Raw genomic sequence first — 19,708 nt, 5'->3', positions numbered from 1 at the left:
GCTATCCTGTCCAGGCCTGCACCTGGCTGGCAATCTCTGCTAGCGTCGCAGGGACGAAGCCACACCGAAGAGCGTAGTTGGTGACCCGCAACATCCTATCAACGAAGAGCTGGCACTGCTGCCGCGTGGTGAAGTACGGGTTTGCACCCGGTCGGAGCTCACAGCTATGGAGCGTCATCACAAGCACGACGTCATGTCCGCTACGTTCAGCCAGTTGGACATACCACTGCACCGTCCTCAAGAGGTCCCGCAACGGTGTGAAGGCAGCATAGAAGAGCCGGGGCCGCATATCCCAGACGTAGCGATTCCACCGCCGCCATAGCCATGCTACGACCGGATGGTACGGATTGAAGTGCTTCCGCCATGCTGCCGGTATCTTGTCCCAAATCCCCGGTAAGACGCTCACTGGCACTTCCAAGACTTGCCCCTCCGGGCTCGGCTCTGAGATGTCGTGTGGCGAAGGGTAGTATGGAAACGGCGGAGCCGTCATAAAGCGGACTTCTGGAGCCCACCACTTGTACGGGGTGACGCTGCTGTCAACGGTGTAGCCCAGTGCTGCCAGCATCGGGATGGTACGAGCAGCGATGCCGTAGCGCCCTGCGCGGAAGCTCCGAGGAGCTACCCCAAAACGCTCCTGGAAGAGCTCTGTCAAGCGTCGAAGCTTTGCCCACTCCAGCTCAGCCGGATAGGTGCACTGCATCGTGTACGTGCCCTCAGCATCCCACTGCAGCTCGGGCTCTACGTATTCTCCGTGGAGATGGGTTCCCAACTCCGGTGCCCCAGGAAGTCCACGCAGCACCTCCGATGCTTCCGCATCCCGGATGACCTCTGGGCTCAGTAGGTACGTTGGCCGCACACCTAAGTGCCAGAAGGGCTCATGGAAATACCGTGGTATATCCTCCACCACATTGCGGCACCGGATCGGGCGCTGTGTTCGCCACCCCGGTCCTTTGTCGCACTCCGTATCCACAGTGATTGCCAGAAAGCGCCGTGCCTCCTGCATCCGCTTAGCTACCATCCCACCAGATCCCTCTACCAGAACGGACACGCACCAAATACCCCCCCAGCCGCCAGGTGACAACGCGGCTGACACTAGCAAACCCTGCCCGCTGGAAACCGCGCAACGACGGGAGATTCCGCTCTCCCACCAATGCATACGCTTGCCGGAAGCCGTGGCAGGCTAGCCATCCACAAGCAGCCGCAATCGTCCGGCTGTGCAGCCCCCTGCCCCGGTATGGTGGCAGGGTGTAGCACGTGTGCACGTACGCCTCGTCCGGAGCAAAGTACCGCTGCACTCCCAGCTCCTCTACCCACAGGAGCCCATTGCTCGCGAAGCAGTAGTAAGCTACTGGCGTCCCTTCGACTGCGTGAGCAAAGACGAGCGATCTCGGTAGAGCAACCCAGAGCTTCTCTAATCGCTCGGCCAACTCCTGCGGTAGGGCATCCAAAAAGGCCCAGCGCTCGTCGAACGTGTAGACCCTTATCCCCTCAGGCATCCCCGCCCGCCGAGGGACCTCAGCAAGTGATAGCTGCAACCATAGGAAGCTTTCACGCGAGAACAGCTGACGGCGATAAGCACGCAACAGCCGCCGCACACCTCGCAGCCATCCTACCACCGACGCCGGAACCGCCAAAGGTTGAGCCATCGGGCCAGACCGCGCCACCTCGGTAGCCGAAGACGGTAGAACTGACGCCATCGTTTTGCCCAGTGCCGCTTGTACTCCGTGCCGCCCCCCATGAAGTTGAACTCCTGCCACTGCTCGCTGAAGGCACGCTGCAGGACATGCCACAAGAGCACCTTCGTCGGCGCTAGTCGCTCGTACTTGGGATCAAACCCCTGCAGCCACCAGTAGAAGACCCCGCCGTACAGGAAGCCCAGAATGAAGGCCGCCGTTTGCTGCTCAATCCAGAGCACGAACACACGGAGCCATCCCAACCGAGCACTCTCAGCAAGAATCCGCTCCAAGAAGTCCCGATAGCGCCGGTCAGATATGAACAAGGACGTCCGGCCCTTCCGACGTTGTGAAGCGGCATGGAGTCGGACGACGTCGCCGATGATCTCTGCCGATGGGACTCTTAGCTCCTCAACGCTCCAGTCGAGCTGCTCGTACACCGCAGCCCGGCGCTGTACCCCACGGATGACGAACTCACGCCCCGCCTCCTCGCAGAGGTACTCCTCCCACGTACGCCCAGCAATTCGGATGTACCAGCAAGGCTCGTACGGAACCAGCTCTCCCCCAGGCCATCGCTGGGCCAGCCTAGCGTAGGTACCTATCCGCGGAGAAGTCTCGCTGATGTAGTGCCCGACAAACTCTACCCATCCATGCCACTGCTGCAATGCGGAGAGTGCTGCCTCTACTACCTCCTGTTCCTCTGCCGGAAGGACGAAATCGGCGAATTCTGTCAACTGCACCCCTAGAAAGTGAAGTCGGGACATCCGAATGGCAAAGCGGGTTGGGCTCTTCACCTGCACCAGTGGAACGTAGCCTAAGCTCTGCTTCCCATCCTGCAGGCGTAGGATGAGTGGCGTCCATCCTGGAGCAGCGAGCGTCTCTGCAACAGCGCAGAGCCACTCGTGGCGGAGGAACGGGGTATTGCTCCCAGAGCGCGCCACCAAGGCATTCCACTCCTCCCGTAAGGCCCTGAACTCATCAAGCCCGACGGCCTCCAGCTTCATCGCTAGCGGCAAGCCCGAGCAAGCATGACACGCCCCAACGCGTAGCTCCACGGCACCGCTTGCACTCCCCAAGCTACCTTCCAGAGGGTCAGGGGTAGACGATTCCCCACGCGACTTGGCGGGACAGGGGCCCCAAAGAGGCGTACCGAGGAGAACCCTGCCCTCCAAAGGAGGCAGCGCAACTCCTCGGGCGTGAAGCGCATTCGGAAGGAACCGCCACGGTCTCGCTCGTCACTGCATTTTGGGATTCCCCGCCACCGGTCTCGGAGCGTATAGCGGGCCACTAAGAGCCACAGCTCTCCATCGGCCAGGAGGCTTTCTGCAAAGCGATACAGAGCCTGCAGCCGCAGCGACTCCGTCGGAATGTGCTGCAGAACTTCCGTACAGAGCACCCACCGGACAGGGTGCGGGGGCACCCAACGGGTGATGTCAGCCTGGATGCACACAATCCGCTCCCCTACTCCGCTCTCACGGGCTGCAGCCTCCAGAAGGCGGAGGCTTTCAGCGGAAAAATCCACAGCGAAGATACGAACAAACGGAAATTGCTGGGCAATCGCCAGGGAGTAGAGTCCGACCCCGCATCCGGCATCGTAGAGCCATCCGCCCCGCTGTAGCCCCATTCGGTGTAGCAGGAAGCACCGCACAGCATACCACCAGTACGCCCCCCGCTGGGCTACGAGGGCGGCATACTGCGCCGCCATCTGGTCACGGAAGCGGACCTCAATCACTTGCTCTGGATTCACGTCGAGCCCGCCACTGCTCCCAAACTGCTCGGTCATAGGGGCCCAGCCCAATCCGAACCATGACCCCAAAAATAGCCAGTCCTAGGAGAGCCCCCAGCCAGGGCTCTACAGAGCTCCCGAGGAGGGCGGCACCTAAAGCCAGCGCCACAACGGCTGCCGCCCGCCCAAGCAGCCCCTCGCAGGGATGGAGCCGCAGAATCCACCACACCTGCCCCACCCGTATGAATGCCATCCCCACATTGACGAGCGCATACGTCAGCGCTGCTCCCCACATCCCCAGTGGAGGGATGAGGAACCAGAAGAGCGCTACATTGAGCACAGCCGTAATGACGCCGTTGAGCAGGTTTACCTGCGGTTTACCTGCCATATTCAGCACATAACCGGCAACCCCGAAGGCAGCCCCGATCCAGGTTCCCACACTGAGCAACGGGAGTATTGCCGCTGCTGCTTGGAATTCCGCTCCAAACACGCTCAACACCGCCGAGGGCACGATAGCGCAGGGCAGCACAAGCGGAAACGTCAGCAAGAGAGACCACCGGACCACAGTGCTATAGACGATCCGCAATTGCTCCCGCTCCCCACGGGCATAGAGCCCCGCAACCACAGGGTTGAACGTCTCCCCAAGCGCATACGTCGGCAATGCCAAGAGCGGCTGGAGACGGACCGCGGCTGCATACATTCCGACTTCTGCTGCCGTCCGAAAGAGCCCTAGTACGAGGATGTCCAGTTGGAACGTGTACCGGTAGAGTAGGCTAGTCGCCAGCAGTGTCGCAGCGTACCTGAGCAACTCCCGCCAGGCTACCCGCGGCCGAACCTGCGGCAAGCGTAGCTCCGGGAAGACCCGCAGCACGAACAGTAGGCTTACCCCCAACACCACAGCATCCTGCAGCAGACTTGCCCCCAAAGCAGCGTATATCCCCCACCCCATCCCGAGGAACACCAGCAGCGCGAGCAGCTTGGTAATGTTGCCGACGACAGCATAACTGAGCTGTACCAGCCGCTGCTGCTGGAAGCCCGTGAGTACAGCCAGCGTGATGCCGTAGAGCGCCGTCAGCAAGACAGCAGGAGCATAGAACCGCAACGCTCCCGCTGCCTGCAGGTGGTTCGGCATCAGAAGAGAACTCAGCGGCTCTGCCGCAGCGATGACGACCCCAACGACGACCGTGCCAATGAGCCCCACCCAGCCAATCCCTACCCACACTGCCCCTTTAAGCCACTCAAGACACCCCTGCGCTCGATAGACGCCGACAAACCGTACGATCGCCGCTGCCCACCCTGTCTTGACGACTTCTGCTAACAACGCACCCCACTGGACCAGTAGGGAGTACAGACCATAGAGCTCCGCCCCCAAAGCCCGAGTCGTGATGACCCCAATCACAGGCCCTAGCAACTGCCCAAAGAGGTTGCCCCCGCCGGCAATCGCCGCATTCCGCACGATCCGGTAGAGGTGCTCGGCAGACTGCTCCCGAGAACTTTCGGCCTTGCGTTCCTCACTTGACTGCATTCTCTAGCGCGCCCTCTCCCTGGATTGCCTCCAGACGCGGGAGCACACGCCAGAGTACAGCCGTACCGACAACCGCTGAGAGTGCTGAGCCGAGTAATACCCCAAGCTTTGCCTCATCTAAGGTCAGCAGCGAATCCCCGTAGGCCAGTCCAGCAATGAACAGCGCCATCGTAAAGCCAATCCCTGCCAAGAGCGACACTCCATACACGTGGCTCCATCGTACCCCCGTAGGAAGCTTCGCTACCCCCAAGCGAGTCAGGAGATAGGAAAACCCGAAGACACCAAGCTGCTTGCCTAAGAAGAGCCCCAACGCAACACCCCAGAGCACCGGCGAAGCCAGCAGCATCCCAATCTGTTCTACCTCCACCCTTACCCCCGCATTCGCTAACGCGAACAGCGGCATGATGGCGTACGTCACCCACATATGCAGCCCATGGATAGCACGCTGCAGAGGGGACATCGCCTGAATGCTCGCCCGCTCTACGTGCTCAACGAGCGTCATGACGTACGTCTTCGGCATCCCATCCTGATAGGTGGACTCAGACAACAACTGGAGAGTCCCCCTCCAGAACCGCTCCCATGGCATCCGGGGTTGGAGGGGAACTGTCAGCGCCGTCAAAACTCCTGCCACTGTCGGATGGACACCCGACTTCAGGAAGGCCATCCAGATCACCACACCAACTACGGCATACACGGCGAGGTTGTAAATCCGCAGCCGGTTGAACCCCCATAGCACCCCTAATCCCACCGCACCGACCGCTAACGCACCAAACGACAAGTCCGCTGTGTAGAACGCGGCGATGATGAGTACAGCTCCGATATCATCAGCAATTGCTAAGCTCAGCAGGAAGATCCTCAAACTATGCGGGACTCGATGCCCCAAAAGGGAGAGAATCCCTACGGCGAAGGCAATGTCTGTAGCGGCGGGAATTGCCCACCCACGTAGAGTTGGTTGCCCGTAATTGAATGCAGTGAAGATCAGGGCTGGAAAGAGCATTCCACCAATCGCGGCAACGACTGGTAGCGCGGCCTTCTGCCAAGTCGAGAGCTCCCCCTCCAGAATCTCCCGCTTCACCTCGAGCCCCACGAGGAAGAAGAAGATTGCCATCAAGCCGTCGTTGATCCAGAACACCAGCGGCTTTGAGAGCGCTATGTCACCGTAGCCCACAACGAAGTGGGTGTAAAAGAGCGCCGCATATGTGTCTCCCCAAGGACTATTGGCCCACGCGAGTGCGATGATCGTGCACAGCACGAGCACGATGCCTGCCACATAAGGGCGCTCTAGTAGCGAGCGTACCACATGCTGGAAGCGCTCTACTGGGGTCAGCTCGCAGGCGTAGTACCGCTCCAATAACTCCACTCGCATCGTTTGCACCCCTTAGTACACTCCCCAACAAGCTCATCGGAAGAAGAGTGGATAGCGACGTGGATCAGCCTCATGCAGGACCATGTACGCCGCCTCGAAAACCTGCTCCACGTTCGGCTTGGACCAGTAGTCACCATCCGTCCCGTACGCAGGCCGATGCTCCTGGGCCGGCAGGGTCTTCGGTGGCGAATCCAGCCAGCGGTAACCACCTTGAACCTCTAAGACCTGCTGCATCATGTACGCCGTGGTTCCCCCAGGAACGTCCTCGTCCACGAACAGAATGCGATTGGTCTTCTTCAGCGACTCCACAATCCGATGGTGGATGTCGAACGGCACCAGTGACTGGACGTCGATCACCTCCGCGCTAATCCCGACTCGCTCCAGCAGTTGGGCAGCTTCCAGCACGATTCGACAGCAGGCTCCATAGGTCACGATGGTGATGTCCGTGCCCTCTCGCAGGACCTCTGGGACCCCGACTGGTACAGTGAACTCGCCGATATTGGCTGGCAACCGTTCTTTAAGCCGATAGCCGTTGAGGACTTCCACAATTAGCGCCGGATCATCGGAGCGGAGGACCGTGTTGTAGAATCCTGCCGCCCGCGTCATGTCGCGCGGAACCAGCACCAGCATCCCCCGCACGAGGTTGATAATCCCTGCCATCGGGGAACCAGAGTGCCAGATTCCCTCCAGCCGATGCCCGCGGGTACGGATGATGACGGGTGCCCGCTGCATCCCCTTCGTCCGCCACCGCATCGTGGCGATGTCATCGGACATGATCTGCAGGGCGTAGAGCAGGTAGTCCAGGTATTGGATCTCCGCTATCGGGCGCAGGCCGCGCAATGCCATCCCGATGGCCTGTCCTACGATTGTGCACTCCCGGATGCCCGTATCACTGACTCGAAGCTCTCCATAACGCGCCTGCAGTCCCGCACATCCTTGGTTGACATCTCCCAACCGCCCGACGTCCTCGCCAAAGATGATGACACGGGGATCACGTCGCAACGCTTCGTTGAAGCAGGCGTTGATGACCTCAAACCCGTTCACCAGCGGTGAGTCCTCCGCGTACACTGGTGGAATCTCTGGCACGCGCAGCGCTGAAAACGGCGTTTGACTGTAGAGGTGCGAGCTATAGCGCTCCGCTTGCTGCTCCTCCAGTGCCCAGCGCCAGCGCACAATCCGGTCCCGCTGTGGGCTCGGCTCAAAAGCTACAGCGATGAGGGCACGGTTGACTGCCACCATCAAGTCCTTGCGGACGGGTTCTCGAACAGCGAGCAGCTCCGCCCGCACCTGGGCTATCTCCTCAGAGCGTGAGCTAACGCTCTCTAACTCCTGCAGAAGGGCCGCAAGCTCCGCTCGCTCCCGCAAGATGGGTTCCTGGTAGGCTCGCCAAGCTCGCTCCTTCGCCTGCCGAACAGTCTCAGCAGCTTGCCGCTCAATTTCGTCGAGCTCCTCTGCCGTCGCTATCCCTTCCTGGAGGATCCACTGTCGCATCCGCACCAGGCAGTCGTGCTCACGCTCCCACTGCAACCGCTCTGGCGGCTTGTAGCGCTCGTGGCTGCCGCTAGTGGAATGCCCCTGCGGTTGCGTCAGCTCTGTGACGTGGATGATGGCAGGAATGTGCTCGCGCCGCGCAAGTTCGGCAGCGTGCTGGTAGACTGCAACCAGTGCTGGATAGTCCCAGCCACGAACTGTGTAGATCTCAAACCCATCGCGCTGCCCTGGAGTCCGTCGGAAGCCCTCGAGCAGAGCCGAAATGTTGGACTTCGTCACTTGGTGCTCGTTCGGAACGGAGATACCGTAGCCGTCGTCCCAGATAGAGATGATTGCCGGGGCTTTGAGCACACCGATTGCGTTGACCGCCTCCCAGAACATCCCTTCGGCACACGTAGCGTTGCCAATCGTGCCCCAGGCAATCTCATTCCCATTGTCCGATAACTCGCGGAACTGCCGCAACTCCGGTAGCTCCCGATAGAGGCGCGATGCATACGCCAGCCCTACGAGGCGGGGCATCTGCGATCCCGTCGGCGATATGTCGGAGGCAATGTTCACGCGGACAGTCTGGGGCAGCCAGTTACCGTTGCGGTCAATGAGACGCCCGCCGAAGTGGCAGTTCATCTGCCGTCCTGCCGAATGGGGCTCAGCCTCTTCATCAGCATGGGCGTAGAGCTGGGCGAAGAACTGTTCTAGCGTCAATAGCCCCAGAGCCATCAGGAGCGTCTGGTCACGGTAGTATCCTGAGCGCCAGTCTCCAGGCCGAAAGGCCTTGGCCATCGCCACCTGGGCGACCTCTTTGCCATCGCCGAAGATGCCGAACTTGGCTTTCCCCGTCAGGACCTCCCGCCTCCCTAGCAGACTGGCATGGCGGCTCTCCCAACAGAGGCGGTAGTCTCGGAGCACCTCTTGCGGTGTCACCCACTCCGGCAACCGCCATAGTCCATCAGCCGAAACCGGCCGAACCTTGCGATGTCGCACCGTCGCCATAGGAGCTCCTTGGGAGCATACAGCGCCAAAATTACGAAAAGCCCTAAGGGCCGTTACTGGCGGTACCTACGATAGGGTGCGCCCCTTCCAGCGTACGCGCGGCTGCAAGAAGACGAGGAAGGGCAGCACGAGCTCGACGACGGCTAATGTCAGAATTCCCAGCGGGAGAGCCCAGAGAAGCTGCCACCGTCGCAGAGTCCATGTGGCCAAGACCCCTAACGCGCCATCGGCTACCAGACGACACCCTACTAGCCCAAGAGTCCACAGCCACTCCCCCACCAGCAAGGCGGCAAACACTGCCCCCCAGAACAGCACCGTTGTCATCCCGAACCCCACTGCCCACCCCCCTAATAGCAATCCCCCTCGCCCCCACCGCTGGAGCTGGCGCAGCCGGTCCCAAACGGTTGCAACTGGCAGCGTGCTGACCATCCCCTCTGGGCTGAAGAGGAAGCGCATCCGCCACCCACGGCGGCGGATTGCCTGCTGCAGCGAAAGGTCCTCGGTGACAGAGAACGGAATACGGGCATACCCACCAACGTCCCAGTATGCCTGGCATCGTACTGCCATGTTGTTGCCGTAACAGCCCAGCGCTTGTCCCCACCCCACTCCCGCGCCCCCAGCCGCTCCAAGGAGGAGCCACTCCGCCGCTTGGATATGGTCAAAGAGCCGTCGGCCGCTGACTACCGTCAGCCCAGCTACAAAGCCAACCTCTGGATGACAGAATGGGGCAACAACGGCCCGCAGCCATGTCGGCGGCACGACACAATCAGCATCGGTGAAGGCAGCAACCTCGCCGCGGGCCTGTTCCATTCCGCAATGCAGGGCCCCGGCCTTACCTTGAAGGTTCCGTTCCCGCGGTTCCTCCCTTCGATGGATGACACGGAGACGTTCTCCGTACTGCTGCTGCAGCTCCTGCAGCACCTCCGCAGTCCGGTCAGTTGAACGGTCATCCACGACGATGACCTCGAACTGAGGATAGTCGGAGGCCATGACCGACTCAACGCAGCGGGCTATGGTCCGCTCTTCATTACGGGCGGGGATGATGACCGAAACACTCGGTAACTCCCCCTCGGGGGCTACTCCCTTCGCGGCACGGTCCCGCCGCCACTCCCGCCAAGCCCCGAGCACGAAGAAACTCCCCCGCACGACGTAGCTTGCGACACCAAGGAGGCAGAGCCACTCTACCCAGCTCATGCCGATGGTGCCGAAGCTCTGGACACAGCGCTACGCTCGAAGAGGTAACCAACATTGCGGAGCAGCCTTTCAGGCGCCAGCAACTGTGCAAGCGCTTCTCGAGAGCCCAAGTGTTCGCGAACTTCGGGCTGTTCCCACAATGTCTCCCAGAAGGGATGGCCAGTCTGCCAGGTTTCCATAGCCGCTCTCTGGACTACGCGGTACGCCTCCTCTCGACTCATGCCCCGTCGGACTAACTCCAGGAGGACCGTCTGCGAGTAGATGAGCCCTTGCGTCAACTCCAAGTTCTGCCGCATGCGCTCTGGATAGACCTGGAGGGTCTTCACCAGCTCCGTCACGAGCCCCAGCATGTAGTCTGCCACAACCGTAGCATCGGGCAGGACGACACGCTCCGTGCTACTGTGAGAGATATCTCGCTCATGCCACAGCGCGATGTTCTCAAAGCCTACGAGCGCGTAGGAGCGCAACAGACGAGCTAAGCCACAGACGCGCTCAGCATGAATCGGATTGCGCTTGTGCGGCATGGCCGAGCTCCCGCGCTGGCCTTCAGAGAAGAGCTCTTCTGCTTCTCGCACCTCTGTACGCTGCAAGTGGCGTACTTCAGTAGCAATCCGCTCGCACATGCCGCCGATGAGGGCTAAGGTAGCCAGGAAATGGGCATGGCGATCGCGGGGCACGACTTGCGTCGCCACCGGTTCTGGCTTCAGTCCCAGGCGCTCGCAGACGTACGCCTCCACCTCCGGAGGCAACTGCGTATAGGTCCCAATCGTGCCGCTGAGCTTCCCGTAGCTGATACCATCCACAGCTATCCGAAGGCGTTCCCAATTACGGCGACACTCCTGAAACCAGCTCAAAAACTTCAGCCCAAAGGTCATCGGCTCGGCATGGACGCCGTGCGTCCGCCCGACACAGAGCGTCTCCCGAAATTCCTGCGCCCGCTGCCACAGCGCATCTTCTAGCTCCTCAAGCTCCGCCAGCAAGATAGTCCCCGCCCTCCGCAACTGGACTGCTAGGGCTGTGTCCACGATATCGCTGGAGGTTAGCCCAAAGTGGAGGTATCGCCCCTCCTCGTCGAGCTGCTCCGTTAAGCTACTGAGGAAAGCGATGACATCGTGCTTCACCTTCCGCTCCCACTCTGCAATCCGCTCGGGGAGGATACGCACCTTCTGCCGAATGCGCTCCGCAACCCCCACAGGGACCCACCCGTACTTCTCCAGCGCTTCACAAACCAGAAGCTCAATCTCCAGCCAGATGCGCAGCTTCTCTCCTTCCTCCCAGACCGCTGCCATCTGCGGTCTACTGTACCGCGCAATCATGCCTGCGCACCGCCAATTCCACAGCCGCAAAAATAGGGGGAGAGCGTAAGGGCACCGCTGAAGGACACGGCAGCCCGCTACGTTCTGCGAAGGTCACGTAACCTTACTCCATGGACTCATCACGCCAGCTCACAATCCGCCACGGCTGATCGGGCTGGGAGCGTTGCAGTCGGAAGGTAGCTCGCCCGCCAATTCGGACAACATCCGTTGGGGAGAACGCAATCTCCAAAGCAAAGCCTCGCGAGACGACGCACTGCACCGAATCCCCGTAGAAGTCGACAATCTCGTGCCAGACTAGCTCGATGTGCTGCGCCGCACGGAACAGACCTGCCGTAGCCCGCATGTCTTCTTGGCGACCCCACACCACGTCCACCCCCAGCTCGTAGTTGCGGTAAGAGAACGTGAAGGCCGAATCCAGGAGCTGCCCGTAGAGGAGGGTATCGCGCAAGACGTAAGCATAGCGGAACTTCTGGAAGAGCCCCGTAACCGTCCGCTGGTCCGCTATCGCCTCGTGTTCAGCCACCTCCTCAGCGAGTCGGGGCGCGAACGGGTTGAGGCATCCCCCAGTCATTACAGCCAGCGCTACCACAGCAGCCGCCCTCATAGTCGCCAGAGTGCTTTGAACACGCTCCAGCTAATCGCTGCCGTATCTGCGGCGTCCAAATCAGTCCACCGCTGAATAACCCAGAAGCCGTTAGGGAGAGGAACGAGCGTCCACCGTAGCATTCCACGTGCTGTCCCCGGCACTCCTGGCTCCCGATGGGGGACCGACAACCGATACTCCGCCCGGAAGACCGCTGAATCCGGCGTCTGCAGCTCGAAGACCGGAGCGATGAGGATCAACTCCGGCGCTGCTCCTGGCAGTACGCGGCTCACCATTCCCAGGAAGCTCTGCCGCTCTGCTTCACGATCCCAGTGGGCAAAGACGGCTCCATACCGGGCTAATGCTTGCCCAGAAGGCTCAAAGCGGTAGCTCCTTCCCGGCGCTTCGGTGCTGTCCAGTAGACACCGCAGGAAAGCAACCACATCCTGGCGGGCAACTGCATGCTGGAAGTTTTCCACCACTGCCGCTGGTGTTGTGGGTTGTTGGTACTCTTGGGCACCCCCGTACTCTGGCGGCTGTGGTGTCCGCGGACTCAACAGCCCACACCCCGCCAGCCCTACCACTACCAGCACTCGCCAGCTCATACCGCAGCTCCCTGTAGTATCCCCGCCTCCCGCAGGGCACGCTCTAGCAGCTCCCGATGGCGCGGCTGCAGTGGTGTCAGCGGTAGCCGGTAGACCTCCTCGATGAGTCCCATCATCGCCAGCGCTGCCTTTACCGGGATGGGATTGGATTCAATGAAGTTGAGCCGCATGAGCGGGAAGAGCGCGTAGTGCAGCGTCCTTGCACGCTCCCACTCTCCTGCAAGGGCCGAGCGAATGCACTCTCCAAACTGCTGCGGAGCATAGTTTGCAATGACAGAGACCACCCCAACGCCCCCACATACAATCATCGGCAACGCCAGCATATCGTCCCCAGCCAAGACGGCAAAGTGTGGTGGGGCATTCCGGAGAATCTCCATCACCTGCTCTAGATTGGCCGATGCCTCTTTGGTAGCCACAACTGTTGGGAACTCCTCTGCCAGCCGGAGCTGCGTCTCGGCCGTCATATTGACAGCGGTCCGCCCTGGAACGTTGTAGAGAACGATCGGGATGGGGACCGCTTCCGCCACGGCTCGGAAATGCTCATAGAGTCCCTGCTGGGTCGGCTTGTTGTAGTACGGACAGACAATCAGCGCGGCATCAGCTCCTACCCGATGAGCCTGCCGCGTCAGCTCTATCGTTGTCCGAGTGTCGTTTGTCCCCGTGCCCGCTACCACTGGCACTCGCCCACCTACCCATTCAACGACCCGCGCAATTATCTCGACCTTCTCCTCAAAGCTCAGCGTTGCACTCTCCCCTGTAGAACCGACCGGGACTAAGCCTTCGACCCCTGCTTGGAGCTGGAACTCCACAAGCCGGCGCAGAGCAGCCCAGTCAACCGAACCATCGCGTTGGAATGGGGTCACCAGAGCCGTCAACGTCCCACGAAGCTGCACCATTGACTCCCTCCTCCTGCCCAACACAGTGGCAAAAATAGGGGATGGCAGAGCTCTGTCCTGGGACTTACCGCAGATAGCCCAGCAGGCTATTCGCAGCGCCTACCCGAGGAACCCCAATGTAGAAGCACAACGCGTCGGGCCCGCCCCCTTCCGCACTATCGACCCCCGGCAGCCACGTGGCCAACAGCCAGGCGGTGGGAACCTCCTGCCGATACCACTCCCATCGCCGGACAGCCTGCGTCCAGTCCCGCAGGCTATCCACGAGCACGAAGGCACTCCGCCGTCCAACGTAGACTCCCCAGCCAGGAGTAAACCCCAGCACCTGAGCCGAATCTCGTGGCGGTAGGTATGCAGCAATCCGTACTGGATGCAATCGAACTCCCAGGGTGTTTGCTGCAGCCCATGAGAGATCGATGATTCTCCGGCGCACGAACGGTCCCCGGTCAGTGATCTGGACCACCACGGCAGAATCCACATCTGGAAGGCTCACCTTAACGAGCGCTCCAAACGGTAGCCAGCGATGAGCAGCGGTGAGCTCGTGCATGTTGTATCGCTTCCCAGAAGCTGTCCGCCGACCATGGAACCCCGGCCCATACCACGTCGCTAACCCCTCCTGAACCGCAAACGGGCTCCACTCCGCGAACGTTGGCTGCTCAGCCATGCTGGAGTCTGACGTCAGCCCTCCTCCCTCCCTTTCCACACGCTCTTGTGCCTGCACGAGGATGGTGACCGAGAGCACAACGATGAAGACACCCCAGAACACAAGCCACCCGAGTGGTGACCATCGCCGGAACCAGTTACCAAGCATGCTTCTACTGCGAGCTTCTTCCACCCTCCCTGGCTAACAACAGCGTCCAGCGGACGCTGCTTCACTCTTGACTGTCTTGTCACGCCCCAGAGGTAACCGCAAAAAAGGCGGAAACCGCTGAAACTCTGCTAAACGAGCAATGACAGCAAATTCACAGAAGCCCGCCCATGTCCCCGCCTCCGTCCACAAGGCGGCACCAAGGAGTCGATGTATTCCTGCCTAGATTGCCGAAGCTGCTTCCAAACCCCTGCGGGAGCGCCCTACCCAGCCCGCCCTCACTACAATGGCAGCCGCAAGCTCAGCACGAAGCCCCCGAAATCCTGAATAGGCCGTCCGCGAACACTCTCCAAACCCGCACCGCCGAAGGGGATGGCATAGTACCGCAGACCAATCCCCAAGAATCCGCGACTCCCGTAGCGGACATATGCACCAATCCCCACATGTCCCCCCAGCCGCAGGAAGAATCGAGCATAGCGAAACGAACGGAAGAACTCCTCCGCGTACGGCGTAGAGAGGATGAGGGTCGGCACTATGCCCACAGAGACAAGCGGTGCAAAGCTCTCATCCAGCGACTCGCTGAACGGAAAGTATGACAGGCTGAGGGAGAGCGGAATGAGGAACAACCGATTGACCTTGCCCGGAACGTACACAGTGCCGGAGTAGGGATCGTAGACCTCAAACTCGTCAGAGTTCCGAGCGCCGGAGAGCGTCAGTTCCGCTGACCAGGCACATTCCTTCCCGAGGGCCTGCTGGTAGTAGATACCTCCACCGAACCCGTTGCCAGAGAACGTCGCAACGAGTCCCCACGTGGCAGGTAGAGCCTCCTCTGCCAAGATCAGTGGGTGAGGCGACTCAAAGACGAAAAGGCTATCCGGAATCTCTGCCGTTTGCTCGCCTGCGATCTGCGCTTGGAGGGTAAGCACAGCCGCACAGCCAAGGAGTATTACCCATCGCATCAGCATCCTCACAGCTCTTTCGCTAGACGGGAGACGTAGAACGGGGATTCGGTAGCGTTCCCTTAAGAGAAGCATGTCAACACGCGGCTTGGCCCGGCTAACATTCACCCAATCATGCAGCGCCGCCGTCACAGTTCCCTTACGTCCCTGCCCTATTGCCTTCTCCCGCAAAGAAGCCCCCACTTCGAGTCGTCGCGGCCACACAACCACCCCTATGACCTATCCCCCTTCGGAAGCCCTGTGCCCGCACTCAATGCGCTACTCTTCATACCCGATGAGGGCCTTATACGCCGCAGCATCTAGAAGCTGATCAAGTTGCTGCGGTTCTTCTAGCTGGAGCCGGAGGATCCAGCCCTCCCCGTATGGATCCTGGTTGATGAGCTCAGGCTTCTCTGAGAGCAGCGAGTTCGTTTCTAGCACCTTCCCACGGACCGGGGAATACACATCGGCAACGGTCTTGACTGCTTCAATCGTGGCCACAACTTGGCCAGCCTCAACTACCTGCCCAACGTTGACGGTGACATCGACGAACACAATATCCCCAAGCTCACGCTGGGCGTGGTCCGTAACGCCAACTGTACCAACGCCGTCCACGACCCGCAGCCACTCGTGATCTTTCGTGTACCAGAGCTCTTCGGGAAAGCGCATTGCTAAGCTTGACCGGATGTTTGACTACGCTACAGGCGCATACTGACGCCAATCGTGTTCCTCCAGATACCGCGTATCAAACTGCCCAGCAATGAAATCAGGGTTGTTCATCATCGCCAGGTGGAAAGGAATCGTCGTCGCAATACCTTCGACAACGAACTCCTCTAGAGCCCGCCGCATACGGGCAATCGCCTCCTCGCGAGTTGGCGCTACAGCAATGAGCTTAGCGATCAGCGAATCGTAGTACGGCGGGATGGAGTAACCTTGGTAGATGTGAGAATCAACCCGCACCCCTAGGCCTCCCGGAAAGTGAAGGCTTGTAATCACCCCAGGCGAGGGACGGTAGCCGTTGAAGGGATCCTCGGCATTGATGCGGCACTCTATGGCATGGAATCGTGGAGGGGTGGGACGCAGCGATAGTGGCTCGCCGGCTGCCACCCGAATTTGCTCCTTGATGAGATCAATCCCACCGATCGACTCCTCTGTGACAGGGTGCTCCACTTGAATGCGGGTGTTCATCTCCATGAAGTAGAAGTTGCGGTCCCTATCCACTAGGAACTCCACCGTCCCTGCGTTGACGTAGCCTACAGCGCGGGCTGCTCGGATAGCGGCCTCCCCCATTGCCTGCCGGAGCTCCGGTGTCATGATCGGGGAAGGAGCCTCTTCGATGAGCTTTTGGTGTCGGCGCTGGATGGAGCACTCCCGCTCGTTGAGATGGATCACCGTACCGTGGTGGTCCCCGAAGACCTGAAACTCGATGTGTCGGGGCTGCACGATGAACTTCTCTATATACACATCGGGATTGCCGAAGGCCGCCTCTGCCTCATTACGCGCCAGAATGAAGGCTCGTTCCAGTCCCTCATCGCTCTCTACAAGCCGCATCCCTTTTCCCCCGCCCCCAGCCGCTGCCTTCAGCATAATCGGATACCCAATTTCCCGAGCAACCTCCCTGGCCTCCTTAAGAGTACTAACAACCCCGTCGCTGCCAGGGACAACGGGAACGCCAGCAGCTTTGACCGTCTCCTTCGCTACGGATTTATTCCCCATCTTCGCTATTGCTTCGGGGGTGGGGCCGATGAAGACAAAGCCACAATCACGGCAGATCTCGGCGAAGGCCTCATTCTCTGCCAAGAAGCCGTAGCCTGGATGAATCGCATCAGCATTCGTCACCTCGGCTGCCGCGATGATGGCGGGGATATTGAGATAGCTCTGCTTGCTCGGCGGCGGCCCAATGCATACTGCCTCATCGGCGAAGCGCACGTGGAGGGAGTATCGGTCTGCCTCTGAGTACACGGCAACCGTCCGAATCCCCATCTCACGGCATGCCCGGATAATGCGGAGGGCAATCTCCCCACGGTTTGCAATCAGAACTTTGCGAAACACGGCACCGCCGGAGCCCTATACCACACTCCGCGTGCACGAAATTACAACCCCATTGCTGTTTGCTTTGAAGGCCCTACTTTTGCCCGCACCACGGTGCCCTGCTGGGGAGCCCAGGGATGGAGAAGCTGGTCATCACTGGTGGACGGGAACTACGAGGACAGGTCCGCATCTCGGGAGCTAAGAATGCTGTCCTAGCCTTGGCTCCTGCTACCCTCCTGGCACCTGGCATCCACGTTCTCCGGAACGTCCCCCGGCTAACCGATGTCTTCACGATGATGGAGCTCCTTGAGGCCCTTGGTTGCTCCTGCTGCTTGCAGGGAGACGAGCTCTGGATCGACACTCGCAATGTGCACTCCTTCCGGGCGCCTCGGGAGATCGTAAGCCGCATGCGAGCCTCCTTTTACGTCTTAGGTCCTCTCCTTGCCCGATACGGTTACGCCGAGGTGGCTCTTCCTGGAGGCTGCGCGTTGGGCCCTCGACCTGTAGACCTCCATATCTGGGGCCTGCAGCAGTTAGGGGCAACGGTAGAACTACGCGACGACTGCGTGTATGCGCGGGCAGAACGGTTACGCGGGACGACCATCCGACTGCGCTTTCCTAGTGTCGGAGCGACGGGCAATCTCCTTATGGCCTCCGCGTTAGCCGAAGGCGAAACCTACCTGCACAACGCTGCAATGGAGCCTGAGATTGCGCAGCTGGCAGAATTCCTCTGCCAGATGGGCGCCCACATCGAAGGAATAGGGACCCCAACGCTGCGCATCGTCGGTTCTGCTAGCTTGCATCCCGCCGCCATTGAGGTTATCCCGGACCGAATAGAGGCCGGCACGTTCTTGATCGCCGCCGCTGCTACACGAGGCGAGGTCACGTTGACCCACGTTAATCCCGAGCACATTCGAGCACTAATAGAGTCCCTCCAGCGTGTTGGAGCTCTCCTCCACATTGCTCGCGACACCATCACGCTCCGCATGGAGGATTCTCCGAGAGCAAGCACTATCCAAACAGCACCATACCCTGGTTTCCCGACAGATCTCCAAGCTCAGTGGACTGCCTTAATGCTCCAAGCACCAGGCATCTCCAGGATTACAGATACCATCTACCCCGACCGCTTTAAGCACGTCGCCGAGCTCCAGCGGCTTGGGGCAGCGCTAGAGCTACATGGAAACACAGCCGTGGTCTATGGTGGTCGCCCGCTTCGAGGCGCCAGCGTCGTCTCTAGCGACCTCCGGGCTAGTGCAGCACTGATCATCGCTGGCCTGATTGCTACTGGGCAAACGGAGGTCTTCGGAGTCCACCACTTGGATCGAGGTTATGAAGCCATTGAGCTCAAGCTGCAGCAACTTGGGGCAGCGATTGAGCGGGTCCCAGCAGCGGAGACTGATTAGACTGACCTTTGCGTTCTGCCTTGCTTTCGCGCTGGGATACCTCCCTTCGCCCGCCAGCACCAAGCCAGCAGAACTAGAGCGTTATCGCCAGCGCCTCAACGAACTCCAGCGTTCAATTGACCAGCTCCGACAGCAGCTCCAAGCCGAACAGCGCCAGGAACTCTCCCTACAGCAGCGGGTAGAGCGTCTACGTCGCTACCGCCAGCTCCTACAACGCTCCATTGTAGCCATCGGGACACAGCTCCGGGTCCTAGACGACTCCCTACAACTCCTCCAGCAGCAACTCGACCTACTGCGCCGTCAGCATGATACTTTGAACGAGCAACAGCGTCGGCTCCTTCGCCAATTCTACACCGTATGGATACGCACCGAAGACCACTTACTCCGATCCCAGTTACAGCACTACACTGCAGCACTCTTCTTGCACTACGCAGCACGCCAACAGGACGTAGCGGAGCGCTATGCGGTCATGGCCCAACTCCAAGCCCGGCTTGCCTCGCTCTATCAGCAGCGCCAGCAATGGCTCCAGCGCCGCGAGGAGCAGCAGCGAGAGCTAACAGCTACACTCTCTCGGCAGGAGCACCTCCTACGGCAGACCCGAGAACGCCAACGACAGCTTCGGCTCCAGTTGGAGAAGCGCCGGCAGAGCGCTCAGCAGCTCCGACGGCTTATCGAGCAGCTCATCGCTGAGGCTCGCCGACACTCGTCGCTTCCACCTCAGCCAATATCCCCCCGCACTCCCTCTCCAACAGCGCAGCTCTCCTCCCCAACTCTTTCCAGCCGTCCAGAATTTCGATGGCCCTTGGTCTCCCGAAAGCTCCTTCGGGGATATGGTCTCCACCGCAACCCAGAAACAGGTGTTAGCTGGGAGAATCCCGGTATCGACATCTCCGCACCTTACGGCACCCCTGTTCGGCCAGTAGCTGCCGGTACCGTTAAGGCTATCCAGTGGCTGCCGACCTACCAGCATGTCGTCATCGTAGAGCATGCTGACAACTTCCGCTCTGTGTACGGCAACCTCAGTAGCGTCGCCGTCAAGCCTGGAACGAGCGTCACACACGAGACTGTGCTCGGCTCCGCCGGCAACACCCCGGACGGTGAAGGGTTTCACCTCCAGCTTTGGCACGGGCGCCGGCTTCTCAACCCACTCGACTGGCTCAAGTAAG

At 60.3% G+C, this 19,708-nt stretch carries 17 protein-coding genes and 1 pseudogene; 2 read left to right on the top strand and 16 right to left on the bottom strand.

Annotated elements, in window-relative coordinates; all coding sequences use genetic code 11:
- Position 1: 1 nt before the first annotated feature.
- From NZ960_02440 to accC, 16 genes and pseudogenes are all read right to left on the bottom strand, one after another.
- Positions 2–1,018, bottom strand: coding sequence for a hypothetical protein (locus tag NZ960_02440; GenBank protein MCS7176474.1), 1,017 nt, complete (start codon positions 1,016–1,018; stop codon positions 2–4).
- Positions 1,008–1,646 carry a GNAT family N-acetyltransferase gene (locus tag NZ960_02435; protein ID MCS7176473.1) on the bottom strand — a complete coding sequence of 213 codons (639 nt, stop codon included), beginning with the start codon at positions 1,644–1,646 and terminating at the stop codon, positions 1,008–1,010. Before NZ960_02435 ends, NZ960_02440 begins: the two co-directional genes overlap by 11 nt.
- Positions 1,610–2,677 carry a GNAT family N-acetyltransferase gene (locus NZ960_02430; protein MCS7176472.1) on the bottom strand — a complete coding sequence of 356 codons (1,068 nt, stop codon included), beginning with the start codon at positions 2,675–2,677 and terminating at the stop codon, positions 1,610–1,612. The genes NZ960_02435 and NZ960_02430 overlap by 37 nt, the downstream gene beginning before the upstream one ends.
- A 2-nt stretch (positions 2,678–2,679) precedes the next feature.
- A complete protein-coding gene (locus tag NZ960_02425; protein MCS7176471.1) occupies positions 2,680–3,456 on the bottom strand; it encodes a class I SAM-dependent methyltransferase in 777 nt (258 codons plus the stop codon).
- The gene (locus NZ960_02420) at positions 3,398–4,924 is read right to left on the bottom strand and encodes a flippase (protein MCS7176470.1); all 1,527 of its coding nucleotides are present in this window, start codon (positions 4,922–4,924) and stop codon (positions 3,398–3,400) included. The genes NZ960_02425 and NZ960_02420 overlap by 59 nt, the downstream gene beginning before the upstream one ends.
- A complete protein-coding gene (gene nhaA, locus NZ960_02415; protein MCS7176469.1) occupies positions 4,911–6,290 on the bottom strand; it encodes a Na+/H+ antiporter NhaA in 1,380 nt (459 codons plus the stop codon). Before nhaA ends, NZ960_02420 begins: the two co-directional genes overlap by 14 nt.
- A 33-nt stretch (positions 6,291–6,323) precedes the next feature.
- On the bottom strand, positions 6,324–8,771 hold the full coding sequence (locus NZ960_02410; GenBank protein ID MCS7176468.1) for a thiamine pyrophosphate-dependent enzyme: 2,448 nt from the start codon (positions 8,769–8,771) through the stop codon (positions 6,324–6,326).
- Between the two features lie 66 nt (positions 8,772–8,837).
- Complete coding sequence (locus NZ960_02405; GenBank protein MCS7176467.1) at positions 8,838–9,965, bottom strand: glycosyltransferase; 1,128 nt, start codon at positions 9,963–9,965, stop codon at positions 8,838–8,840.
- Positions 9,962–11,281, bottom strand: a complete 1,320-nt coding sequence (gene purB / locus NZ960_02400; protein ID MCS7176466.1) for an adenylosuccinate lyase — start codon at positions 11,279–11,281, stop codon at positions 9,962–9,964. The genes NZ960_02405 and purB overlap by 4 nt, the downstream gene beginning before the upstream one ends.
- A gap of 103 nt (positions 11,282–11,384) precedes the next feature.
- Positions 11,385–11,885, bottom strand: coding sequence for a hypothetical protein (locus NZ960_02395; protein ID MCS7176465.1), 501 nt, complete (start codon positions 11,883–11,885; stop codon positions 11,385–11,387).
- Positions 11,882–12,469, bottom strand: a complete 588-nt coding sequence (locus tag NZ960_02390; GenBank protein ID MCS7176464.1) for a hypothetical protein — start codon at positions 12,467–12,469, stop codon at positions 11,882–11,884. Before NZ960_02390 ends, NZ960_02395 begins: the two co-directional genes overlap by 4 nt.
- Positions 12,466–13,362 (bottom strand): 4-hydroxy-tetrahydrodipicolinate synthase, encoded by an 897-nt coding sequence (gene dapA, locus NZ960_02385; protein ID MCS7176463.1) that lies wholly within the window; start codon positions 13,360–13,362, stop codon positions 12,466–12,468. Before dapA ends, NZ960_02390 begins: the two co-directional genes overlap by 4 nt.
- A gap of 376 nt (positions 13,363–13,738) precedes the next feature.
- Positions 13,739–13,981 (bottom strand): annotated as a pseudogene (locus NZ960_02380) (septal ring lytic transglycosylase RlpA family protein).
- Positions 13,982–14,451: 470 nt separating this feature from the next.
- Positions 14,452–15,129 carry a hypothetical protein gene (locus NZ960_02375; protein MCS7176462.1) on the bottom strand — a complete coding sequence of 226 codons (678 nt, stop codon included), beginning with the start codon at positions 15,127–15,129 and terminating at the stop codon, positions 14,452–14,454.
- Between the two features lie 258 nt (positions 15,130–15,387).
- Positions 15,388–15,777 carry a glycine cleavage system protein GcvH gene (gene gcvH / locus NZ960_02370; protein ID MCS7176461.1) on the bottom strand — a complete coding sequence of 130 codons (390 nt, stop codon included), beginning with the start codon at positions 15,775–15,777 and terminating at the stop codon, positions 15,388–15,390.
- Positions 15,778–15,801: 24 nt separating this feature from the next.
- A complete protein-coding gene (gene accC, locus NZ960_02365; GenBank protein MCS7176460.1) occupies positions 15,802–17,160 on the bottom strand; it encodes an acetyl-CoA carboxylase biotin carboxylase subunit in 1,359 nt (452 codons plus the stop codon).
- A 116-nt stretch (positions 17,161–17,276) separates the two neighbouring features.
- Between accC and murA the strand changes: the two genes are divergently transcribed.
- The gene (murA, locus tag NZ960_02360; protein MCS7176459.1) at positions 17,277–18,542 is read left to right on the top strand and encodes a UDP-N-acetylglucosamine 1-carboxyvinyltransferase; all 1,266 of its coding nucleotides are present in this window, start codon (positions 17,277–17,279) and stop codon (positions 18,540–18,542) included.
- Entirely contained in the window at positions 18,511–19,707 is a 1,197-nt protein-coding gene (locus tag NZ960_02355) for a peptidoglycan DD-metalloendopeptidase family protein (GenBank protein MCS7176458.1), read from the top strand. The genes murA and NZ960_02355 overlap by 32 nt, the downstream gene beginning before the upstream one ends.
- Position 19,708 lies beyond the last annotated feature (1 nt).

The organism is Candidatus Kapaibacterium sp., assembly GCA_025059875.1.
Lineage (GTDB): Bacteria > Bacteroidota > Ignavibacteria > Kapaibacteriales > HRBIN21 > HRBIN21.
The sequence above is the reverse complement of the archived record's forward strand: the minus strand, read 5'-3'. Positions and strand labels throughout refer to the sequence as shown.